The sequence below is a fragment of the Bacillus sp. NPDC094077 genome (genome assembly GCF_050279465.1).
GTDB lineage: Bacteria > Bacillota > Bacilli > Bacillales > Bacillaceae_G > Bacillus_A.
Genome location: NZ_JBNNUF010000009.1, coordinates 184,575 through 207,371 on the forward strand (window position 1 = coordinate 184,575; position 22,797 = coordinate 207,371).

Genomic DNA, 22,797 nt, shown 5'->3' on the forward strand with positions numbered 1-22,797 from the left:
CTCTATTCTAATACTGCTGGAACACGGATTTGATTATCTTTGTGATCCGGTGCATTTTTTAATACTTCTTCTACTGGTAAACCTTTTTCTGGTACATCTTCACGCATAACATTTTTCATAGTTAATACATGAGTTGTTGGTTTTACGTTTGTTGTATCTAATTCATTTAACTGTTCTGCAAAAGTAACGATTGCATCTAGTTGTTTTTGAAATTTTTCTGCTTCTTGATCAGTAATTGCAAGACGTGCTAAATGTGCTACGTGCTTTACATTCTCAACGGAAATTCTTGACACGGCTAGGCCACCTCCATAATATATCGTTCAATCTACAATACTATTGATGATACCAAATTTTCAGTACTTCAAGCAAGTCAACACACGGCACTTACTGCATTTTTACATAAAAAAAGAAAGGCAAATACCTTTCTTTACAATTTAATCTTTATCTAACGGTTCATTTTTCGGAAATCTCTCGTTATCTTCTTCATTATCACGAATTGTTTTTTGTAATACAAAACAAGACATCGTTAAAAATAATGTTCCAAGTAAATAGTACCCTTTTACACTAAGCGTTTCATCTAACGTATAAATCCCAATTAGCATCCCTGAAAGCGCACAAACAAATGAAGTCCATGCTAAAAACGTGAACGCTTGCGTATTTCGTCTTCTCATCATTCTCCCCCTTGCTAGATGCACATCCATTATAGATAAATATATTTGCTATGATGGATTTTTATGTAAATTCTCTCTTTCTATTTATTAATCTATCACAAAAAAATTCTACTTCAAAGATAATTTTCTATCTAATCAGAAAAAACAATCAAAATCATTGACATTTATTTCAACTCCACATAAAATAAAAACAAATATTACGAACCTCGAAATATACGGGAGTGGAAATAATTGTTGCAATATGAACATTTTTTAGATTTACTGCTAGATAACGCCAAGAAACTTTTCTATCCTGAAGAATGGGTAAGCCTTGATCTAACACTTTCTAAGACAGAAGTATTTTGTTTACTTTGGATGGAGCGAAATACAGATATTACAATGACAAAAATTGCTGAACTTCTTGATATACCGATGAGTACAACGACAGGCGTTGTAAATCGCCTTGTAAAAAAGGGATATATTGAACGTTATCGAGATGAAAAGGATAGACGTATTGTATTAATTCGTTTAACAGAAAACGGCATCTTACTCGTCCAAGAAGTGAAACAAAATGCGGCCCATTACTTTAACCTAGTGACAGAAGCCTTATCAGAAGAAGAAAAAGCATTCTTACTACAGATTTTCCAAAAGATCATGAATCACATCGCTACGTCACAGCAAAAAACAGAAGAAAAGGTTTCTACACCTAAAATAAAAAACATTCCGATTGAATAAAGCCCTAGCTGGGTTTTTATTCAATTAAATATTTCGACACTCGTAATATTCGATATTCGAAACAAAGGGGATATAGTGATGAGAATTATTTTGTATACAGGTAAAGGCGGCGTAGGAAAAACTAGCATTTCAGCAGCAACAGCACTTCAAAGTGCAAAACAAGGGTTAAAAACATTAGTAATGAGCACAGACCCTGCTCATAGTTTAGGAGATTCATTTGGTATAAAACTATCTTCTGAACCATTAGAAATTCGCGAGAACTTATGGGCTCAAGAGATTAATACTATTTATGAAATGGAAAAAGGCTGGGGGAAATTACAAAAATATATTACACTCCTCTTCACTTCCAAAGCAGCTGATGATATTACAACAGAAGAATTAACGATGTTTCCTGGTATGGAAGATTTAATTAGCTTGCTTCGCGTGCTGGATTACTATAAACAAAATGCATACGATGTTATCATCATTGATTGCGCTCCAACAGGAGAAACTTTAGCAATGCTTAGCTTCCCAGACATGCTCGGCTGGTGGATGGAAAAACTATTTCCTATTAAAAGAAAAGTTTTAAAAGTTGTTCGTCCTGTAGCGCAACCACTTCTTGGCGTCCCCCTCCCAACAGACGATATTATGGACGAATTAACGAATACGCTTGAACAACTTGGAGAAATGAGAGATATCTTATCAAACCGAGAAGTAACAAGTATTCGCGTTGTTGTAAATCCTGAAAAAATGGTTATTAAAGAGGCTCAACGTAGCTTTACTTATTTAAATTTATACGATTATAACGTAGATGCCATTATGATTAACCGCGTCATCCCTAGCACTGTCACCGATCCTTATTTTCAAGCATGGAAAGATACACAAAAGAAATATAAAACATTAATTCAAGATAGCTTTCAACCCCTTCCTATTTACGAAGCTCCGATGTTTGAACAAGAAGTTGTCGGGTTGTCTATGTTAGAACGTGTAGGAGATGCTTTATTTAAATCCGACTCTTCTCCTACGGAAGTAAAATTTAATGGTCGCACACAATATGTAAAAAAAGATGGCGATGAATATATTTTCGTTCTGTCCATTCCCTTCTCAAACAAAAGTGAACTTTCATTAAATCAAAAAGGTGATGAACTTATTATCCGTTCTGGTTCTGTTAAACGAAATATCACATTACCAAAAACGTTAACACACCTTTCTATTCAAGGAGCAAAATTTGAAGAAGATGTATTAAACATTCGGTTTGGAGGTGTAGTGCATGCATGATGAACTACTCCGGAGAATAATTCGTACAAAAATAAAGGTCGGTATGCGAGTATTAGAAGAGCTACCGAGTCCGATTCAGCAATCAGCTAAACACATACTGAATATTTTGCAAGAAGAGCTCGCTGCTCATCCGACAGAACAAACGCATCCTGAAGATAATTTAAAAAGCATCATAATCGAATAACCATATTCGTATAGAGAGCCTTTTTAGGCTTTCTATATCTTTATTGGAGTGATGTAAGTTGATGAAAAAACATTCCACTATTATGCCCTGGATCATTCCTTTATTATTTTTCATTCATAACCTTGAAGAAGCTTTCCAGATGCCACAATATCTTGCTAATCAATTTTCAATCCATATTATAACGAGCCAACAATTTCTCATTTCCATTTCCCTATTAACAATCTTTGTCTTACTTATCATTTTTCTATATCAACTAAACGTCTTAACTTCTTTATACTGGATTATTTTTATACAAGGGGCTATCTTCTTCAACTCTGTTCAACATATTATTTTGTTTTTCATGTATCGCTCCTATAATCCTGGCGTTATATCAGCAGTTTTCATTGTCTTCTTTTCTATTTTCTTTTTCTCACAAAAAAAAACATTCCATCCGTCAAAAACAATTCGTAATTACACTCATTTTCAGTTTATTTTCTTATCCCATTATAATTTGGATTACTTTACTATTAGCTAGCTGCTTTCAGTAATAAAAAAAAAGACCAGGAAAATTCCTGGCCCATCACTCTACTTAACAAACATTGGATTCTACGTTATACAAAATTGGACGGTCCAGAATTAGAGTTTGTTAAGTAGATTATATGTTGAACGAACTATCAGCGGAGGGGTTCCAAACTGTTAGTCGTTAAACCCAATGATTATTTTGCGATTTTTGCAAGCTCCTCAATTGAAAGATCTACTGAAATTGAACCATCATTTGTTTCTTTCTTAATTGCATCGGTTACTTCTTTTGAATGGTATAATTCAATTACTTTTTTCAATGTTGGATCATCTTTATCTTTCGTACGAGCTGCGAAAATATTAATATAGGCCTTTGCATTTTCATTCTTTGGATCTTCTAAGAAAATCGGATCCTTCACTGGATTTAATCCAGCTTGACCAGCAACACCGTTATTAATAACCGAAGCTGCTACATCTTTTAATACGCGAGGTGTTTGCTGTGCGATAACCGGTGTAATTTTTAATTTCTTCGGATTTTCAGCAATACCACTTGGATCTCCAAATAGACCGAAATCTTTCTTAAGCTTTAATAACCCAGCTGCGTCAAGAAGTTTTAATGCACGCGCTTGGTTCGTTGGATCATTTGGAATAGCAATTTCTGAACCATCTGGAATTTCATTTACTTTCTTATATTTTTCAGAGTATAAGCCCATTGGTGCAATTTGTGTTGTCCCAACAGCTGTAAGATCTAACTTATGCTCCTTCTTAAATTGCTCTAAGAAAGCAATATGCTGGAATGAGTTTAGTTCGATATCTCCATCAGCTAACGCTTTATTTGGCGTTGTGTAGTCAGAGAACTCAACCAGTTTAATCTTAATTCCTTCTTTTTCAGCTTTTTTCTTTAAAATCTCCCAAGCGTCTCCATCTGTTCCAGTTACACCGACGCGAACTACTTTCTCTTTCGCTCCTGCACCCGTATCTCCACCTGAGCAGCCACTTAAAGCTGTAATTCCTACGATTGTAGATAATGCAAATGCTAAAATTTTCTTCATTTTCTTTTCCCCTCTTCCTTTTTATGATCTGCGTAAAAAGACTTTCGCAAAGTAGTTTCCTAAATTTTGAGCTAACTGTACGAGAATAATAAGTAAAACAACCGTTACGAACATAACTGATGTATCAAAGCGTTGATAACCATATGTCATAGCTAAGTCACCAAGACCGCCACCGCCGACAAGCCCAGCAACTGCAGAAAACTCAATTAAACCCACTGTCATAAATGTAACGCCTAAAATTAATGGTGCTAATGCTTCTAGTACAAGAATTTCAAAAACAATTCTAAGTGGTGAAGCACCCATTGCTTGTGCCGCTTCAATTACCCCTCTCGGAACAGAAACAAGATTCGTTTCAACCATTCTAGCAATACCAATTGATGCAACTAACGTCATTGGGAAAATTGCTGCTGCTGTTCCAATCGTCGTTCCGATAACACTTCTTGTTAGCGGACTTAAAGCTACTAAAAAGATAATGAATGGAATCGGACGAATTGTATTAATTATGATATTAAGGATAGAAAAGACCCATTTATTTTCTAAAAAATTTCCTTTTCTCGTTACATATAGAAGTAAACCTAGAGGTATACCGAGAATTGTAGCAAATATAAGGGTCACAATTACCATTAAGAGGGTATCCCCCGTCGCATCTAATATGCGAGGCCAAAATATACTCCAATCAACTCGCATGAGCTTCTACCTCCTTCAGCTGCACTTGCAGCCTTAGATGTTGTAATGCTTTTTGAATTTCCTTCTGCCCACCTTGTAGCTCTACAAGAAGATTTCCAAATAGCACATTTTGGAGTTCAATAATATTTCCGTACAGAACATTTACATCGACGTTATAGTTTTTTGCGATATATGATAGTACCGGCTGCCCTGTCTCCTCACCAGTAAATGTTAGACGATAAATCTGTCCTCCGTTTTGAATTTTCGCTAAAACACTTTCCGGTAAATGATCATTAATAACAGAACGTACAAAGTTTTGAGTCGTCTTTGTTTTTGGTTTTGTGAAAACATCAAACAGTTTTCCTTCTTCAATTACTTTCCCTTTCTCCATAACAGCTACACGGTGGCAAATTTCTTTCACAACGTGCATTTCGTGTGTAATAAGAAGAATTGTTAAATTATATTCTCGATTTACTTTCTTTAATAGGTTTAAAATTTCTGTCGTTGTTTCCGGATCTAAAGCTGATGTTGCCTCATCACATATAAGGATATCCGGTGATGTCGCAAGTGCCCTAGCAATCCCAACACGTTGCTTTTGACCACCTGATAGTTGCTCTGGATAATAGTTTGCTTTATCTTCTAGCCCTACAAACTTCAGCAGTTCATTTACTCTTTCTTTTATCTCATTCTTTGGCACTTTCGCTAACTTTAATGGATAAGCAATATTCCCAAATACTGTTCTTGAATTAAATAAATTAAAGCTTTGAAAAATCATCCCGATTCTTTGTCTTAATTTTCGTAATTCTTTCGTTGATAATGATGTAATATCTTTATCATCTATTGAAATCATTCCTGCAGTTGGTCTCTCTAACATATTTACTAGACGTAATAACGTACTTTTTCCAGCGCCACTAAATCCGATAATGCCAAAAATTTCACCTTTTTCAACTGATAACGTTACATCCTCCACCGCATGAACAGACTGTCCGCCTGATTCATATACTTTACTTACGTTATTAAAAGAAATCATTTTCTTCCCTCCTATATGCTGTAAAAGCTTGAAGTAGAGCTTTCGAGGTAAAATAAAAAGTGCTCTCCTTCTTATCAACCATAAAGATAAGAAGGAGAGCACTTATATGTACTCGTTCACATCTTCTCATCTTTCAAGCCTTTATAGGCTTGCTGGAATTAGCACGGTATTACAAAACCCGTTGCTGAGGTATCGTAGGGCCAGTCCCTCCACCTCTCTGGATAAGAATGTATCGATTTAATTGTCATTTAATTAATTCTCATTATAGAACTCAGAATAATAAGAGTCAATATCTTTTTTTCAGAAAAATATCAATTGTTTCTTTATTGCAATTTTCAAATGAAAATTCATAAAAAATTGTAATTTTTAAAGTGATGTAAAATTCTTCTCTCTCATATTTTTAAAAAGGAGATGCTTCTCTACAAATTGAATAACATTATTTGAAAATGAAATCGGAGGAAGATAAATATATGAAAACAGCTCTTTTACTCGTTGATATTCAAAATGATTATTTTCCAAATGGAAAGATGGAATTGCGTAATCCAGTAGAAGCAAGCGAATACGCTAGTCAGCTATTACAACACTTTAGAGTGAACAACGAACCTATTTTTCATATCCAACATGTAGCTATAAAAGATGATGCTACTTTTTTCCTACCTAATACAGAAGGTGTCCATATTCACGAAAATGCCCGTCCGCTTAGAGAGGAAACGGTTATACTCAAACATTATCCAAATAGCTTCCGAGAAACTAATCTTCTAGAACAATTACAACGTTTAGACATTGAACACATCGTCATATGCGGGATGATGACTCATATGTGTATTGATGCTACAGTAAGGGCTGCTTTTGATTTTGGCTTTCATTGTACCGTTATACATGATGCTTGTGCTACAAAAGATCTTTCTTTTAAAAATGCTACTATACCGGCTGTTTATATCCATAATGCAATTTTAGCAAGTTTGGATGGAGTATACGCAAATGTAATGAGTACAGGAGAGTTTTTAGCTGCAAAAAAACACCCCTTCCGGTGAGCAAAACCGAAAAGAGTGTTTCTTGTCAAACCATAGATTTTCTTTCAAATTGTATTATACAGGAAATTCTTAAAATGAATACTAAAAAATGTGACTAATAAATCAACTTTTCTCGTCACTTTATTTCTATTTACATGTTTATCCCGCTATTAATAGGGTTTAGCTCATCCCCTTCGAATAATAGTAATATATAGGATTCTAATTTTAAAAGGAGCTCTTCACATTCTGTGAAGAGCTCCTCTGCTATTTCTTATAAAGTTTCAGAAGTAGTTTTTGCTTGCATGTGAAGTGCTAAGTAATCAGGGCCACCAGCTTTAGAGTCTGTACCAGACATGTTAAAGCCACCGAATGGTTGGTAACCTACGATTGCACCAGTACATCCACGGTTGAAGTATAAGTTACCTACGTGGAAGTCTTCACGTGCTTTTTCAATATGGTCACGGTTATTAGAAACAACCGCTCCTGTTAAACCGTATTCTGTATTGTTTGCAATTGCAAGTGCATGATCGAAGTCTTTTGCTTTACAGAATGCTACTACTGGTCCGAAGATTTCTTCTTTCATTAAGCGAGCATCTTCTGCAACGTCAGCAACGATTGTTGGTTGGATGAACCAGCCTTTAGAATCGTCTCCTTCGCCACCTGCTAAGATTCTACCTTCTTCTTTACCAATTGCAACATAGCTCATTACTTTATCGAATGCAGCTTGGTCATTAACAGGACCCATGTTTGTACCTAATACAGCTGGGTTAGCAACTGTTAATTCTTTTGTTAATTCAACAGCACGATTTAATACATGATCGTATACATCTTCGTGGATTACCGCACGAGAACATGCAGAACATTTTTGTCCTGAGAATCCGAATGCTGATGCAACGATAGATTTAGCTGCTAATTCAAGATCTGCTTCTTTATCAACAACGATTGTATCTTTACCGCCCATTTCAGCGATAACGCGTTTTAACCAGATTTGTCCTGGGTTTACTTTCGCTGCACGCTCATAAATACGGATACCTACATCACGAGATCCAGTGAAGCTAACAAAACGTGTACGAGGATGATCTACTAAGTAGTCACCAACTTCAGAACCATTACCTGGCACGAAGTTTACTACGCCAGCTGGTAAGCCAGCTTCTTCTAATACTTCCATGAATTTCGCTGCTACTACAGGAGTTGTACTAGCTGGTTTTAGTAATACTGTGTTACCAGAAACTAAAGCAGCTGTTGTCATACCCGCCATAATTGCGAATGGGAAGTTCCAAGGAGAAATGATAACACCTACTCCTAATGGAATGTAAGAGAAACGATTATATTCAATTGGACGGCTTTCTACTGGGATACCGTCTTTTAATTTTAACATTTGACGACCATAATATTCCATAAAATCGATTGCTTCTGCTGTATCAGCATCTGCCTCATTCCATGGTTTACCTGCTTCTTTTACAAGGATAGCAGAGAACTCATGTTTTCTACGACGAACGATTGCTGCAGCGCGGAATAAAATGTCTGCACGCATTTCTGGTTTTGATTTTCTCCAAGTTTGGAATGTTTCATCCGCTACTTGCATTGCTTTTTCAGCTAATTCACGGCTTGCTTTTGAAACACGACCAACAAGTTCCTCTTTATTTGCAGGGTTTACAGAAACAATTTTGTCTTCTGTAGTGATTTTTTCTCCCCCAATAATTAATGGATAGTCTTGTCCAAGATAAGATTCTACTTTCTTTAAACCTTCTTCAAACGCTAATTTGTTAGCCTCCACTGAAAAATCTGTAAATGGCTCATGTTTGTATGCTACTACCATTCTTTTTAGCCTCCCCTTAGAAAAACGTTTACATTTTACAACATTATTCTACACGATAATTTAGATTTATTCAAATATTCCTAGACTTATATTTTAAAAATTAATTAATTTTTAAAATATAACAAAAAAAAGAGATTCATACATACGTATGAATCTACAAAATATGAGTATATTCCATAACATTTTTCCCAATCAATAATATAGTAACTAGTAAAAATAAAGTTCTCACATATCCAACGCCTTTTTGAACCGCAAACTTTGATCCAAAATAAGCACCTAAAATCATTGATAATCCCATAATAATACCGTATTCAAAATGGATTATATCTAAAAATAAAAAAGTAATTAAAGATACGATATTACTAACAAAGTTCAAAAGTTTTCCAGATGCTGCCGCTTGAATAAAATCCAAACCAATTAATAAAAATGCAAAAATTAAAAAGGATCCTGTCCCTGGTCCAAAAAATCCATCGTAAAACCCTATCATTAAAATAACAAAGAAAAACATTAATGTTTTCCTTTTCGTCATCTTCTTATAGGTAGATACACTTCCCCAATCCTTTTTCGCAATAATATATATGGCAATAAACACCAACATTACAAGTACTAATGGACGTAAAATATCCGGCGGAATAAATTTTACTACTAAAGCACCTGCGACTGCTCCAACAATAGTTAACGGGATTAACTTTCCTACAATTTTAAAATTAACCTTTCCTGATCGAATAAAATAAATTGCACTCGTGAACGTCCCCATTGTTGCAGCTAATTTATTTGTTGCAATTGCCGAAGCTGGTGATAAGCCAACAAACATAAGTGCAGGAAGCGAAATTAATCCTCCACCTCCAACAACCGAATCAATAAAAGCTGCTAAAAACCCAAATGCAATTAATAAAATAATGACTTGAAGACTTAGTTCGTCCATGACCTTTACCCCTTACCCTCTTATTTGTAACATTTAAAATTATAACAAAATTTTTCAAGAAAAAAAGCTGTTCCATAAAGGAACAGCTCTCATCTTTAATCTAAAATTTTCACAAGCGGTTCATCTTGCTTCGCTTCACGTATAATAATAGCTTCCGGACGTTCTACAGATTTAATCGTTACTTGTACTTTCATGTAATTCGGGAAGTATTCCATAACAAGTCCTGCTACATATTGTGTAAAACCAATTATTTCCGCTTTCCCATTAAACTGGACAGGAATTTCAAGCTTCATTTCTTTTAATTCATCGTCTTTATACATACCAGTACCAATAACAGCCGTATAGTCACCTTGGAAATAATCGCTTAGTTTCGCTTTAAAGTTTGATATTCTCGCAAGATCTTCACGCTTATTATCCGTTTTCGCTTGTTCAGATGGGAACAAATAATATTTCTCGTTAATTTGTTTCCAATCCTCAACCGTGTCACTACCTTTTTCCACATTAGCATAAGAAACAAAATTTCCTGGCACGAGTGAAGACTTTGGAGCCTGACGATAAATCGCAAATGTAATTGGAACATTTTTTGTGCTAGCGTCTTTTTGATGCATGACTTTCAAGATTTCTTGCGCCATTTTTTTCCCTTCAGCTAACATTTTTTCTTCCTCAATTTTAGCCTCACGCGGATAACCATGCTCTTCATTAAAATACTGAACTGAATTCATCGCTAACCCAACTACGATGCCACCACGTTCAACATCTTTCTCGCCTTTTTTCACATAATAATCATGCTCTAAAATATTTGAAATATATATTGGATTTTTTTTATTTTTTACTTCTAGTGATTCGGATCCTTCACTTAGCGCTGGATTTAGCCCTATGTTCGGAAATTTAACCGCATCTTTTTTTAATTTGTCCTCTAGCTCTTTTTGTTCGGCATCTGTACGCTTTCTTTTGACAAGCATTTGTACAGTTTGAGCATCTAGAACGCTGCCACCTTTAAAGAAATAATCTTTCGTACTAAATGATTCTTTCGCAATACGCATTAATCCTGTTTCAAATTCATCTATATCAAGACGACTATTTAATCCTTGTACAACTAAACCACGTGCAGATCCTGCGTCAAATGGAACAGTCGTCTTATAATATTCATCCGAAATAGAGTACTTCGGGACGATTGCTTGCTCTTTTGCTTTCCCCGATTTCTCAACCACTTTTTCATCTTTATCGGCACCTGCACTACACCCACTTACAAGTAAGCCAAGACTTAATACCGCTAATGCTATTTTTTTCATGGTAAGTTTGCACCTCTTACTTATTTAGCTCTTGTAAGAACCTCTCTTCATTCCAAACCTCAATACTATGTTTCTCCGCTTGTGCTAATTTCGAACCTGCTGCTTCACCTGCAACAACTAAATCCGTACTTTTACTAACACTTCCTGTTACTTTCCCACCTAGTGCTTCAATCTTTTTCTTCGCTTCACTTCGTCCCATAACTTCTAGCTTACCTGTTAAGACAACCGTTTTTCCTGCGAAGTAAGATTCAACATTTTGTAAATCTGCACTTTTTATACCTTTGTATGTCATGTTCACGCCATACTCTTTAAACTGTTGTAATAGCTCTAATACGTCTTCATTATCAAAATATGTCACAACGGATTGAGCCATTTTTTCGCCAATTTCATTAATTGCTTTCAGTTCTTCTTCCGTTGCCTTCACAAGCGCATCCATCGTTTCAAAATGCTCCGCAAATGTACGTGCTGCTTTCGCTCCGACGTGGCGAATTCCAAGACCAAATAGTAATCGCTCTAATGAGTTTTCCTTCGAATTATCAATTGCTTGTACTAAATTTGTTGCTGATTTTTCACCAAAACGCTCTAACTGTAGTAATTGTTCTTTCGTCAATGCATATAAATCTGCAAACGTACGGATATAATCTGCATCAAAGAGCTGTGTAATTACACGCTCTCCCAGTCCATCAATATTCATTGCATTCCTTGAAACGAAATGAATTAACCCTTCACGAATTTGAGCCGGACAAGTTGGATTTATACAACGAAGTGCAACCTCTTCTTCTAAACGAACTAGTTCACTCTCACATGCTGGGCAATGCGTTGGCATGCGGTATTCTTCTTCCTCACCAGTACGCTTATCAAAAATAACGTTCACAACTTCAGGAATAATGTCCCCTGCCTTTTTCACAACAACGTAGTCACCAATTCGAATATCTTTTTCACGAATTAAATCCTCATTATGTAAAGAGGCTCGGCGAACGATAGTACCGGCCACTCGCACCGGCTCTAACTCTGCAGTCGGTGTTACAACCCCTGTGCGGCCAACACTTAATTCAATCCCCGTTAATTTCGTTACAACTTCTTCAGCTGGGAATTTATAAGCAATCGCCCATCTTGGACTCTTTGCTGTAGTTCCTAAACTTTCTTGAAGAGCAACATCATCTACTTTTATAACGATTCCATCAATCTCATAATCAAGATGAGGACGTTTTTCCTGCCATTCTTCTACATAAGCTATAACCTCTTCGATTGATTCACATGTACGGCGATTTGGATTTGTTTTAAATCCGAGCTCGCCTAAGAAATCAAGCGATTCACTATGCGATAGAATTGTTTTTTCTTCTACATTCGCAAGACCATACACAAACATAGATAGGTTACGCTTTGCTGCAATTTTCGGATCAAGTTGGCGTATCGAACCTGCTGCCGCATTACGCGGATTCGCAAATACATCTTCACCATTTTGCTCTTTTTCTTCATTTAACTTAACAAATGAACGCTTCGGCATATAAGCCTCGCCTCGTGCTTCTAACGTTACTTCTTCATTTAAACGAAGCGGGATAGCTTTAATCGTTTTTAAGTTTTGGGTAATATCTTCCCCAGTTACACCATCACCACGTGTTGCTCCTTGAATAAAGCGTCCTTTTTCATAATGAAGTGAAACAGCAAGCCCGTCAATTTTTAATTCACATATATATCTTACATTCGCACCATCAATTCCTTGACGTACTCTTCGGTCGAAATCACGTAAATCGCCTTCGTTAAATGCATTTCCTAAACTTAACATCGGTGACTTATGTGTTACTTTTTCAAATATATCAAGAACCGTTCCCCCAACACGCACGGAGGGAGAATCTTCACTCATATACTCTGGGTTCTCTGCTTCTAATTTTATAAGCTCCTGCATATTACGGTCATATTCCGCATCAGAAACCGAAGGATTGTCTAATACGTGATATTGATAGTTAAATGTATTTAACAAATCACGCAGTTCTTCTATACGCTTTTTTGTTATCTCTTTTGACATATCCTCATTCCTTTCCTATTGTTTCGTCACAGGTGCAAATTTCGCTAATAAACGTTTAATACCAATTGGACTTGGGAACGCAATATCTAATTCTTTTGCATCTCCCTCACCTTTTACACTTACAACTGTACCGACTCCCCATTTTTGGTGGGAAGCTTTGTCACCTACTGCCCAGCCAATTTGCTCGCCACCTGTTGTCTTGACAGCCGGACGCACGAAAGCTGAACGAGAACGGGTTGTCGTCGCACCTGCCGTTGCGCCTGTCGTTCTTCCTTTTGCACCAAACGAAGTTTCACGCTTCGGCGCTGTTTCATTTAATGATTCCACTAATTCTGTCGGAATTTCTGTAATAAATCGAGATGCAGCGTTCATACTTGTTCTACCAAATAAAGTACGCATTTGCGCATTGGATAGGTATAACTCTTCTTCTGCACGGGTAATACCTACATAGGCAAGACGACGCTCTTCTTGCATTTCATCTTCTTCCATAAGAGAACGCGTATGCGGGAATATCCCTTCCTCTAAACCAACAATAAAGACAACTGGGAATTCTAATCCTTTCGCTGAGTGCATCGTCATTAAAATAACTTCTTCACCAGCAGTTGGATCTTCATCTACACGATCAATATCCGCAACAAGAGCTAAGTCTGTTAAGAATGCAACGAGACTCTTATCTTCGCTTTGCGATTCAAATGTTTGCGTAACAGATAAAAACTCGTCTAAGTTTTCTAAACGACCTTCTGCTTCTAAAGAACGCTCATTTTTCAACATCTCGCGATAGCCTGTTTTTTCAATAACTTCTTCAACTAATTCTGTAACAGATAAATACTCTTGCATATTTACCCAGTTGTGTAATAACCCTGCAAATTCTTTTACTGCTTTTGTTATTTTTGCACTTACTCCAACATGCTCAATCTCATCTAATACAGCAGTTAATGAAATTCCATTTTTTACACCGTAATTAATAATTTTATCGATAGAAGTAGCACCAATTCCACGCTTTGGCATGTTAATAATGCGTGCAAAACTAATCTCATCATCTGGATTCCCAATTAGACGTAAATACGCCAAAATGTCTTTAATCTCTTTACGGTCGTAGAACTTAGTACCACCGACAATTTTGTAAGGGATATTAGATTTTAGGAAAATCTCCTCGACCATACGAGACTGGGCATTCGTACGATATAATACTGCAAAATCAGTATATTTTCGGTTCCCCATTTGAATGTCATCACGAATTTTTTTCGCAACAAAATACGCTTCGTCCTTTTCGGTTGCAGCACGATAATACGAAATCTTGCTCCCAACTTGATTGTCTGTCCATAATTTCTTCGGTTTACGGTTTGAATTCTTTTCAATTACCGCATTAGCTGCATTCAAAATATTTTGTGATGAACGATAGTTTTGTTCTAACAAAATAACTTGTGCATTCTCATAGTCTTTTTCGAATGACAAAATGTTAGAAATATCCGCACCACGCCAACGGTAAATAGACTGATCTGAGTCACCTACAACGCAAAGGTTTTTAAAACGCGCTGCCAAATGTTTAACAAGAAGGTACTGAGCTTTGTTCGTATCTTGATACTCATCAACATGAATATATTGGAACTTACGCTGATAGAACTCTAGTACTTCTGGAACACGCTCAAATAGCTGAATCGTCGTCATAATTAAATCATCAAAATCTAATGAGTTATTTTTCAAAAGACGTTTTTGATATTCTGTATATACATCGCTCGTTAATTTTTCATATGGATCAGCGATTGTAATTTTTTTTGCATATTTATCTGCAGATAACAGTTCATTTTTCGCATTACTAATACCCGCTAAAATAGAGCGCGGCTCAAACTTCTTCGGGTCAATATTGCGCTCTTTCATAATTTTTTTTACTACAGTTAACTGATCACCTGCATCTAAAATCGTAAAGTTACGATTAATCCCAATGCGGTCAATATCACGTCGTAAAATACGTACGCACATAGAGTGGAACGTAGAAATCCAAATATCTTCTGCTTCTGGCCCAACAAGTGTATCAATACGTTCGCGCATTTCACGAGCAGCTTTATTTGTAAAGGTAATTGCTAGTACATTCCATGGCGCCACACCTTTTTCACCAAGTAAATACGCAATACGGTGTGTTAGCACACGTGTTTTACCACTACCTGCTCCCGCCATTAATAGAAGTGGTCCATTTGTTGTTTGTACTGCTTTTTGTTGCTGTGGATTTAAACCATTTAATAACCTATCTGTCATACTCATATACGCCTACACCTACTCTCCTTTTACTGCTTTAACTGTTTTTAACGCAGCTTTTATATCATCATAAATAACATTTCCAACAACTACTGTATCCGCATACTGTGCCATTTCTTTCGCTTGTTCTGCATTAGAAATACCACCGCCATAATATAGCTTAGCTTGTTTCAATTCTGCTTTTACATTTTTAACAAGTTCAATATCCCCATACGTACCGCTATATTCTAAATAGAATATCGGTAAATGTAATAGCTTGTCTGCTAAACGCGCGTATGCAATAACATCATCTTCTGTTAAATCACATTTCGCATCTGTAAGCTGGGCTACTTTCGCTTCTGGGTTTAAAACACAATACCCTTCCATAAAAATTTCGTCCCAGTCCATAATATCCCCAAATTCTTTCAATGCCCCATGATGAACACCCGTTACCCATTCTACTTTTCGGCTATTTAAAACACTTGGTATATAATAAAAATCAAACCCTGGTGTAATTGCTTCCACATCAGAAACCTCTAACACGCACGGAACTGCATATCTACGAATGCTAACTAGCATGTGTAATACGTTATCAATTGTAACTCCATCACTTCCGCCTACAATCACAGCATCCGTTCCAGATTCACAAATCATTTCTAAATGTTCATCGCTTAACTCCTTATTTGGATCAAGCTTAAATACATGTTTCCATCCGGAAATATCGTACATGAAAACACCCTTCCTTTTTTCTAGTTATATCTATATTTCTGTTCAAAATAACAGTTAATTTTTATCAGGTTTTTTTAATCTCTCCTCTATATTTATCCAAATAAGAGGATCTAGTTTTAAACTTCCTTTTATGCATTCTTTCATTATAACAAAAAAAGCTACTTACACACACGCCCATTCCAACATCTTTTTCAACGTCAAATGTTGGATTACATATCACCAAAATCGTACGGGATACTAATAAGAGAAATAGTATTTGCTATTTCAACTTTCATAAAAAGGAGTGTTTTTCTAATGAAGCAAAACATCGGAACAATAAATGCCCTAATTCGAATTACACTCGGGCTTATCCTCTTTGGCTGTAGTGCAACTAAACTCGTCCGTAAGCCAAGGTGCATTTGGTCTAACGTTCTGCTATGGATTGGTGCAATGAAAATCGCAGAGGGAATTGTTCGTTTCTGCCCTATTGCTGAAGTGTGTAAATTTGGGAAATATATGAATATGGGCGCATTTAAAATGCCTAGCATGAATTTTACTGAAAAAGGACATGCTAAAGAAGAAGTGAATCAAGCTTCCAGTCATGACAAACCAAAGTCAAATGGAAGTTATGATGCTTCTGACAAAGAGATAGAGTCAGCGATTGAAGAATTAATCCTGGCAAAACCGCTTTGAATCATTTGTCACGATGCAAGATGCTCTCAAAGAGACTTAGCTGCTGCAGTGGGCGGCTAAGTCTTCTTTATTTTACCACAAAACAGAACGTACATTCTTATCCCTTCAGAGTTTTATCCCTAAAGCGTACATAAAAGATATCAATCAATAAAATTCAGAAAATTAGGTGTAAATCCCTTGCATATAATGATATAAAAGTGATATCATTTTTATATCAGGAGGCGATCATATGAAAGAAAAACAAGTTTTTTATGTAAATGGTTTTCTCGGTATTATTGGGATTTTGATTTTGGCCGCTATTGGTGTATTTTGCCTTGTGCAAGAAATTTTCATAGTAGCAGCATTAACTATTATTTTAGCCGCGGTTCTCGCGACGGGTATTGGCATCGTTCAACCAAACCAAGCAAAAGTAATTACGTTTTTCGGTAATTATTTAGGAACAATTCGTCAAAACGGTTTATTTTTAACAATTCCATTCGCATTCCGTCAAACTGTATCTTTACGTGTTGAAAACTTTAACAGTAAGAAATTAAAAGTAAATGATGTTGATGGGAATCCAATTGAAATTGCAGCTGTTATTGTATATAAAGTTGTTGATTCTGCAAAAGCAATGTTTGGTGTTGAGCATTACGATCGATTTGTAGAAATTCAAAGTGAAACGGCAATCCGCCACGTAGCAACAAAATATCCTTATGACAATTTCCAAGATGATAGCTGCGTTACATTACGCGGAAATACTGAAGAAGTCTCTGAGGAATTAAAACGTGAGCTAGAAGCGCGCCTTGAAATTGCTGGCGTAGAAGTGTTAGAAACTCGTTTAACGCATTTAGCTTACGCAACAGAAATTGCCCATGCAATGCTACAACGTCAACAAGCAAAAGCTGTATTAGCTGCTAGAAAAGAAATTGTTGAAGGTGCTGTGAAGATGGCCAAAGATTCAATCCATATGTTAGATGAAGAAGGCGTACTTGAATTAGATGACGAGCGTAAAGCAAATATGGTGAACAACTTATTAGTTGCCATCGTTTCAGATAAAGGTGCACAGCCAGTTATTAATACAGGAAGCCTATACTAAAGGTTGTAAGTAATTATGGCTAAAAAGAAAAGCTTTCCATTACGTATTGATCCTGAATTACACGCAGTCATCGAAAAATGGGCGAATGATGAGTTTCGTAGCGTCAATGCACACATCGAGTATTTACTTCGAGAAATGGCAAAGCAAAAAGGAAAACTAAAAAAAGATAAAGATGTATAAAAAATCCCGCTGAGGAATCAGCGGGATTTTTTATACATTAGCTTCTCGTCATCTCATGCACAATTGCACGATACCCTATATCACTTCGATAAAATAGACCATCACTCTCAATTTTACCAATTTCTTTATATACTTTATCTTTCGCCTCTTGTAAATTTTTTGCCTTGCAAGCAACAAATAAGACACGCCCACCGTTTGTTACAAAGTCACCGTGTTTCATCAATGTTCCCGCATGGAAAACAATTACATCTTGCAGTGCATCTAATCCATTAATAATTTCACCTTTTTTATACGCTTCCGGATATCCTTTAGAAGCAAGTACAACACCGATAACTGCTTCCTCTGACCATTCTAACGTTAATTCACTTTCATCTAATACAGCGTTACATACATCAACTAAATCGTTTTCTAAGCGAGGTAATACAACTTCCGTTTCAGGATCACCAAAGCGTGCATTAAATTCAATTACCTTTGGACCATCATTTGTTAAAATAAGCCCTGCATATAAAATACCTGTAAACGAACGGTTTTCTTGGATCATCGCTTTAGCAGTTGGATGTAATACTGTTTCAATCGCTTGTTGCACTGCTGATTCCGGAATTTGTGGTACTGGAGAATATGCACCCATCCCGCCTGTATTAGGACCTTTATCGCCATCAAAAGCTCGTTTATGATCTTGAGCAATTACCATTGGATGTACAGTTGTTCCATTGACAAATGCCATTAATGAAAATTCTTGTCCATCTAAAAATTCTTCAATAACGACCTTCTTACTTGCTTCGCCGAATTTCACATCTTGTAGCATTTCTTTCACAGCTTGTAATGCCTCTTCAAGCGTCATTGCTACCGTTACACCTTTACCAGCTGCTAAGCCGTCTGCCTTAATAACAATTGGTGCACCAACTTTTTCAATGTACTTTACTGCTTCTTCATAGTCTGTAAAAGTTTCATATGCCGCAGTTGGTATATTATACTTTTTCATCAATTCTTTCGTAAAAGCTTTACTACCTTCAATAACAGCAGCCGCTTTATTCGGACCAAATACGCGAAGTCCCTCTTCTTTAAAACGATCAACAATTCCATTCATAAGTGGAATTTCTGGTCCAACGAAAGTTAATTCAACATTATTCTCTTTGGCAAATAAAACTAATGCCTCAAAATCATTTTCATCAATATCAACTGGTGTTGCAACATCGCGCATACCTTCATTACCTGGTGCTACATACACCTTTTCTACCTTTTCAGATTGTGCAAATTTCCAAGCTAGAGCATGCTCACGCCCACCGCGGCCAATTACTAAAACATTCATATTTCATCCCCCAATAATTAAATAAGTACAAACTAGAAGCTATGCTCCTAGTTTGCTTTCATATCAATAAAAGTTTAAAAAAGAGGATCAAGAGAACCGAGCAAGTCGAGGCGCATTTGCCAGGAGGACACGGAGTGTAGCTTTCCTACATGAGTACCGCACTGGCAATGCAACGACGACATGCGACAGTTATCTTGACCGGACTTTTTAAACATCCTCTATTAGTGTTTGAAATGACGTACGCCAGTGAACACCATTGCAATCCCATACTTATCTGCCACTTTAATAGAATCCTCATCACGAATTGATCCACCTGGTTGGATAATTGCTGTAATACCTGCTTTTGCTGCCTCTTCTACTGTATCTGGCATTGGGAAGAAAGCATCAGATGCAAGTGCGCTACCTTGTGCTTTTTCACTAGCTTGTGTGATTGCAATCTTCGCAGAACCTACACGGTTCATTTGTCCAGCACCTACACCAATTGTCATATCATCTTTCGCTAAAACAATTGCATTTGATTTCACATGTTTTACAACTTTCCAAGCTAGTTTTAAATCTTTCCACTCTTGTTCTGATGGTTCACGCTTCGTCGGAATTGAAATTGTACTTTCATCTAATGATAACGTATCTTCCTCTTGAACAAGAAGACCACCTTGTACAGAAGTTAGTTTTTTACTTGCACTTGTTGCTTTTTCAATATTTACAGTTAGTAAACGTAAATTTTTCTTACTTTGCAGAACTTCTAAAGCTTCTTGTGAGAAAGAAGGTGCAATAATAATTTCTAAGAAAATTTCATGTAACTTTTCTGCTGTAGCTTTATCAATTTCACGATTTGCTGCAATAATACCGCCAAAAATTGATACTGGATCTGCTTCATAAGCGCGTGTGTATGCTTCATGAATATCAGTTCCTACTCCAACACCACATGGATTCATATGTTTTACAGCTACTACTGCTGGTTCTGTAAATTCTTTTACGATGCTAAGCGCTGCATCTGCATCATTAATATTGTTATAAGATAATTCTTTTCCATGTAATTGTTCTGCGTATGCAACAGAAGAAGTTGCTGCAAATGGCGCTTTATAGAATGTTGCTTTTTGATGTGGATTTTCTCCATAACGTAAATCTTGTTTTTTCTCAAATGTCACCGTTAATGTTTCTGGGCTTTCTTCACCCATTTGCTCTGTTAGGTAGTTAGAAATTAACGCATCATATGCCGCTGTATGACGGAATACTTTCGCTGCTAATTTACGTTTCGTTTCCTCTGTTACTTCACCGTTCTCTTTCAGTTCTGCTAATACAACATCGTAATCTACCGGATCTACAATTACCGATACAAATTTATGATTTTTCGCAGCGGAACGAATCATCGTCGGGCCACCGATATCAATATTTTCAATTGCATCAGCAAATGTTACATCAGGCTTAGCGATTGTTTCTTTAAATGGATATAAGTTAACAACAACAAAATCAATTGGTTGAATACCTAATTCATTCATTTGTGCTACATGCGTTTCATTATCACGAACCGCCAATAGACCACCATGAATATTTGGGTGTAATGTTTTTACACGGCCATCCATAATTTCTGGGAAACCAGTTACTTCAGAAATGCCGATTACTTGTAAGCCATTTTCTTCTAGTAATTTTTTCGTACCACCTGTTGAAATAACTTCAATCCCTTGTTCTAGTAAACCTTTAACAAATTCTACTACTCCTGTTTTATCTGAAACACTTACTAATGCACGCTTTTTCATTTATCCTTCACCCCTGGTTGTATGTTAGTTAACAGTTGGTTCTTTCACAGACTGAACAATTTGATTCACTGTATTTACGTATAATTTATGTTCAACTTGTTGAATTTTCTTTTGTAAACTTTCTCTCGTATCCCCTTCAGAAACAACTACTGCTTCTTGCGCAATAATTGGACCTGTATCCATACCTGCATCTACATAATGAATTGTTACTCCAGTTACTTTCACACCTGCTTCTAACGCTTGCCCGACAGCATCTTTACCTGGAAAACTCGGTAGTAGTGATGGATGAATATTAATAATCTTCCCGCCGTACGCTTCTAGTAAAGTCGGTCCAATTAAACGCATATATCCAGCTAAAATAACATAATCAATTTCATACTCTTCTAGCTTCTTTAATATTTCTTTTTCAAATGCTTCTTTTGACTCATATGCTTTCGCTGAAAAGGCAAAACACGGAATATGATGATAATGTGCCCGTCCAATAGCGCGTGCCTCTGGTTTATCACATACTAATAGACTAATATCTGCACCCAGTCTTTTTTCTTCTACCGCATTAACGAGAGATTGAAAGTTAGATCCGCTTCCAGAAGCAAAAACCGCTAATCTACTCATAGTGTTGCGCCCCCGTTAAAGGTAACGCCAGCTCCTTGTACCGTACGTCCAATAATACGAGCTGTTTCTCCTTGCTCCTCAAGAAGACGAACGATATCTTTTGCCTCTTCTTCTTTCACCGCTACTACCATACCAATACCCATGTTAAAAATATTGAACATTTCTTTCTCTTCTAGTTTCCCAACTTCTTGAAGTAAACTGAAAATCGGCTGAATTTCCCAAGATCCTAGTTCAATTTCTGCACCGATTCCCTCTGGCAACATACGAGGAATATTTTCAATGAACCCGCCACCCGTAATATGCGCCATACCGTATACTTCATGTTTCTTCAATAGTTCTAAAATAGGTTTGACATAAATTTTCGTTGGTTTTAATAACTCTTCACCAAGAGGTAGTTCTAAACGCCCATAAATACGGTCTAAAGATAACTGTCCATCTTCTAGTAACACCTTTCGTACTAATGAATAGCCGTTACTATGAATACCGCTAGATGCTAAGCCAATTAATACATGACCAGCTTCAATCTTTTCACCTGTTACAATTTTCTTTTTATCAACAATCCCAACTGTAAAACCAGCTAAATCGTATTCTTCCGTAGAATACATTCCTGGCATTTCAGCTGTTTCTCCACCAATTAATGCACAACCAGCTTGGCGACAGCCCTCTGATATACCTTTGACGATGTTTTCAATTTTACTAGGTTCAGCTTTACCACAAGCAATATAATCAAGGAAGAAAAGCGGCTCTGCTCCTTGAACAACAATATCATTTACACACATTGCTACTGCATCAATACCAATTGTGTCATGTTTATCTGCCATAAAAGCGAGCATCAATTTTGTTCCCACGCCATCTGTTCCAGATACTAATACAGGTTCTTCTAATGCAAATTTTGATAGATCAAACATACCTCCAAAACCGCCTAAACCGCCTAGTACTTCTTTTCTCATAGTTGTTTGTACGTGTTTTTTCATGCGAGATACCGCTTCATATCCAGCTTCAATATCTACTCCTGCTTGCTTATATGCATTCGCCATCGTTATTTACACCTCGTCTTTTAATTTCTCCCCATCCAGGGCGGCCG

The 22,797-nt window shown here is 36.6% G+C and carries 22 protein-coding genes, 1 pseudogene and 1 riboswitch; of the genes and pseudogenes, 8 read left to right on the plus strand and 15 right to left on the minus strand.

All coding sequences use genetic code 11. The features are described from left to right. Nucleotides 1-2 precede the first annotated feature (2 nt). Both gatC and ACQKNR_RS20785 read right to left on the minus strand, forming a co-directional pair. Complete coding sequence (gene gatC, locus ACQKNR_RS20780; RefSeq protein ID WP_000087000.1) at nucleotides 3-293, minus strand: Asp-tRNA(Asn)/Glu-tRNA(Gln) amidotransferase subunit GatC; 291 nt, start codon at nucleotides 291-293, stop codon at nucleotides 3-5. 141 nt (nucleotides 294-434) lie between these two features. Beyond that, the gene (locus tag ACQKNR_RS20785; RefSeq protein ID WP_427320189.1) at nucleotides 435-671 is read right to left on the minus strand and encodes a YiaA/YiaB family inner membrane protein; all 237 of its coding nucleotides are present in this window, start codon (nucleotides 669-671) and stop codon (nucleotides 435-437) included. A 231-nt stretch (nucleotides 672-902) separates the two neighbouring features. On the opposite strand from ACQKNR_RS20785, the gene ACQKNR_RS20790 reads away from it, so the two are divergent. The 4 genes and pseudogenes from ACQKNR_RS20790 to ACQKNR_RS20805 all read left to right on the plus strand — a co-directional run bounded on the left by ACQKNR_RS20790 (nucleotide 903) and on the right by ACQKNR_RS20805 (nucleotide 3,353). Further along, nucleotides 903-1,385 (plus strand): MarR family winged helix-turn-helix transcriptional regulator, encoded by a 483-nt coding sequence (locus tag ACQKNR_RS20790; protein WP_427320191.1) that lies wholly within the window; start codon nucleotides 903-905, stop codon nucleotides 1,383-1,385. Nucleotides 1,386-1,460: 75 nt separating this feature from the next. Further along, entirely contained in the window at nucleotides 1,461-2,642 is a 1,182-nt protein-coding gene (locus ACQKNR_RS20795) for an ArsA family ATPase (protein ID WP_427320193.1), read from the plus strand. Further along, nucleotides 2,635-2,826, plus strand: coding sequence for a DUF3926 domain-containing protein (locus ACQKNR_RS20800; RefSeq protein ID WP_042981549.1), 192 nt, complete (start codon nucleotides 2,635-2,637; stop codon nucleotides 2,824-2,826). The genes ACQKNR_RS20795 and ACQKNR_RS20800 overlap by 8 nt, the downstream gene beginning before the upstream one ends. A 58-nt stretch (nucleotides 2,827-2,884) precedes the next feature. Then, a pseudogene (locus ACQKNR_RS20805) lies at nucleotides 2,885-3,353 on the plus strand (HXXEE domain-containing protein). Nucleotides 3,354-3,521: 168 nt separating this feature from the next. Here the strand turns inward: ACQKNR_RS20805 and ACQKNR_RS20810 are convergent. Genes ACQKNR_RS20810 through ACQKNR_RS20820 form a run of 3 tightly spaced genes read right to left on the minus strand, consistent with a single transcriptional unit; the run spans nucleotide 3,522 to nucleotide 6,072 of the window. Beyond that, nucleotides 3,522-4,376 (minus strand): MetQ/NlpA family ABC transporter substrate-binding protein, encoded by an 855-nt coding sequence (locus ACQKNR_RS20810; protein ID WP_427320196.1) that lies wholly within the window; start codon nucleotides 4,374-4,376, stop codon nucleotides 3,522-3,524. A gap of 21 nt (nucleotides 4,377-4,397) precedes the next feature. Further along, the gene (locus ACQKNR_RS20815; protein ID WP_427320198.1) at nucleotides 4,398-5,063 is read right to left on the minus strand and encodes a methionine ABC transporter permease; all 666 of its coding nucleotides are present in this window, start codon (nucleotides 5,061-5,063) and stop codon (nucleotides 4,398-4,400) included. Further along, the gene (locus ACQKNR_RS20820; RefSeq protein ID WP_427320200.1) at nucleotides 5,053-6,072 is read right to left on the minus strand and encodes a methionine ABC transporter ATP-binding protein; all 1,020 of its coding nucleotides are present in this window, start codon (nucleotides 6,070-6,072) and stop codon (nucleotides 5,053-5,055) included. Before ACQKNR_RS20820 ends, ACQKNR_RS20815 begins: the two co-directional genes overlap by 11 nt. Nucleotides 6,073-6,195: 123 nt before the next feature. Continuing rightward, nucleotides 6,196-6,300, minus strand: a riboswitch (SAM riboswitch). 218 nt (nucleotides 6,301-6,518) lie between these two features. Between ACQKNR_RS20820 and ACQKNR_RS20825 the strand changes: the two genes are divergently transcribed. After that, nucleotides 6,519-7,106: a cysteine hydrolase family protein gene (locus ACQKNR_RS20825; protein WP_427320241.1), complete on the plus strand. Its 588-nt coding sequence runs from the start codon at nucleotides 6,519-6,521 to the stop codon at nucleotides 7,104-7,106. 250 nt (nucleotides 7,107-7,356) lie between these two features. Here the strand turns inward: ACQKNR_RS20825 and pruA are convergent, their stop codons facing one another. From pruA to ACQKNR_RS20855, 6 genes are all read right to left on the minus strand, one after another. Continuing rightward, nucleotides 7,357-8,904, minus strand: a complete 1,548-nt coding sequence (pruA, locus tag ACQKNR_RS20830; RefSeq protein ID WP_025150178.1) for an L-glutamate gamma-semialdehyde dehydrogenase — start codon at nucleotides 8,902-8,904, stop codon at nucleotides 7,357-7,359. Between the two features lie 154 nt (nucleotides 8,905-9,058). Further along, a complete protein-coding gene (locus ACQKNR_RS20835) occupies nucleotides 9,059-9,829 on the minus strand; it encodes a TSUP family transporter (protein ID WP_427320202.1) in 771 nt (256 codons plus the stop codon). Nucleotides 9,830-9,924: 95 nt separating this feature from the next. Continuing rightward, entirely contained in the window at nucleotides 9,925-11,121 is a 1,197-nt protein-coding gene (locus ACQKNR_RS20840) for a CamS family sex pheromone protein (protein ID WP_427320204.1), read from the minus strand. 16 nt (nucleotides 11,122-11,137) lie between these two features. Beyond that, nucleotides 11,138-13,147, minus strand: a complete 2,010-nt coding sequence (gene ligA / locus ACQKNR_RS20845) for an NAD-dependent DNA ligase LigA (RefSeq protein ID WP_427320206.1) — start codon at nucleotides 13,145-13,147, stop codon at nucleotides 11,138-11,140. A 15-nt stretch (nucleotides 13,148-13,162) separates the two neighbouring features. Continuing rightward, nucleotides 13,163-15,406 carry a DNA helicase PcrA gene (gene pcrA, locus ACQKNR_RS20850; RefSeq protein WP_427320208.1) on the minus strand — a complete coding sequence of 748 codons (2,244 nt, stop codon included), beginning with the start codon at nucleotides 15,404-15,406 and terminating at the stop codon, nucleotides 13,163-13,165. A 12-nt stretch (nucleotides 15,407-15,418) separates the two neighbouring features. Then, the gene (locus ACQKNR_RS20855; protein WP_427320210.1) at nucleotides 15,419-16,108 is read right to left on the minus strand and encodes a heptaprenylglyceryl phosphate synthase; all 690 of its coding nucleotides are present in this window, start codon (nucleotides 16,106-16,108) and stop codon (nucleotides 15,419-15,421) included. Between the two features lie 294 nt (nucleotides 16,109-16,402). Between ACQKNR_RS20855 and ACQKNR_RS20860 the strand changes: the two genes are divergently transcribed. The 3 genes from ACQKNR_RS20860 to ACQKNR_RS20870 all read left to right on the plus strand — a co-directional run bounded on the left by ACQKNR_RS20860 (nucleotide 16,403) and on the right by ACQKNR_RS20870 (nucleotide 18,035). Next, complete coding sequence (locus tag ACQKNR_RS20860; RefSeq protein ID WP_427320212.1) at nucleotides 16,403-16,780, plus strand: YgaP family membrane protein; 378 nt, start codon at nucleotides 16,403-16,405, stop codon at nucleotides 16,778-16,780. A 229-nt stretch (nucleotides 16,781-17,009) separates the two neighbouring features. Beyond that, complete coding sequence (locus tag ACQKNR_RS20865) at nucleotides 17,010-17,855, plus strand: SPFH domain-containing protein (protein WP_427320214.1); 846 nt, start codon at nucleotides 17,010-17,012, stop codon at nucleotides 17,853-17,855. A 15-nt stretch (nucleotides 17,856-17,870) separates the two neighbouring features. Next, complete coding sequence (locus tag ACQKNR_RS20870) at nucleotides 17,871-18,035, plus strand: toxin-antitoxin system HicB family antitoxin (RefSeq protein WP_001085173.1); 165 nt, start codon at nucleotides 17,871-17,873, stop codon at nucleotides 18,033-18,035. 37 nt (nucleotides 18,036-18,072) lie between these two features. Here the strand turns inward: ACQKNR_RS20870 and purD are convergent, their stop codons facing one another. The 4 genes from purD to purM form a co-directional block, all read right to left on the minus strand. Next, nucleotides 18,073-19,344, minus strand: coding sequence for a phosphoribosylamine--glycine ligase (gene purD / locus ACQKNR_RS20875; protein WP_427320216.1), 1,272 nt, complete (start codon nucleotides 19,342-19,344; stop codon nucleotides 18,073-18,075). A gap of 221 nt (nucleotides 19,345-19,565) precedes the next feature. After that, nucleotides 19,566-21,101 (minus strand): bifunctional phosphoribosylaminoimidazolecarboxamide formyltransferase/IMP cyclohydrolase, encoded by a 1,536-nt coding sequence (gene purH, locus ACQKNR_RS20880; protein WP_427320218.1) that lies wholly within the window; start codon nucleotides 21,099-21,101, stop codon nucleotides 19,566-19,568. A 24-nt stretch (nucleotides 21,102-21,125) separates the two neighbouring features. Beyond that, entirely contained in the window at nucleotides 21,126-21,713 is a 588-nt protein-coding gene (gene purN, locus ACQKNR_RS20885; RefSeq protein ID WP_427320220.1) for a phosphoribosylglycinamide formyltransferase, read from the minus strand. Continuing rightward, nucleotides 21,710-22,750 carry a phosphoribosylformylglycinamidine cyclo-ligase gene (gene purM / locus ACQKNR_RS20890; RefSeq protein WP_427320221.1) on the minus strand — a complete coding sequence of 347 codons (1,041 nt, stop codon included), beginning with the start codon at nucleotides 22,748-22,750 and terminating at the stop codon, nucleotides 21,710-21,712. The genes purN and purM overlap by 4 nt, the downstream gene beginning before the upstream one ends. Nucleotides 22,751-22,797: the final 47 nt, after the last annotated feature.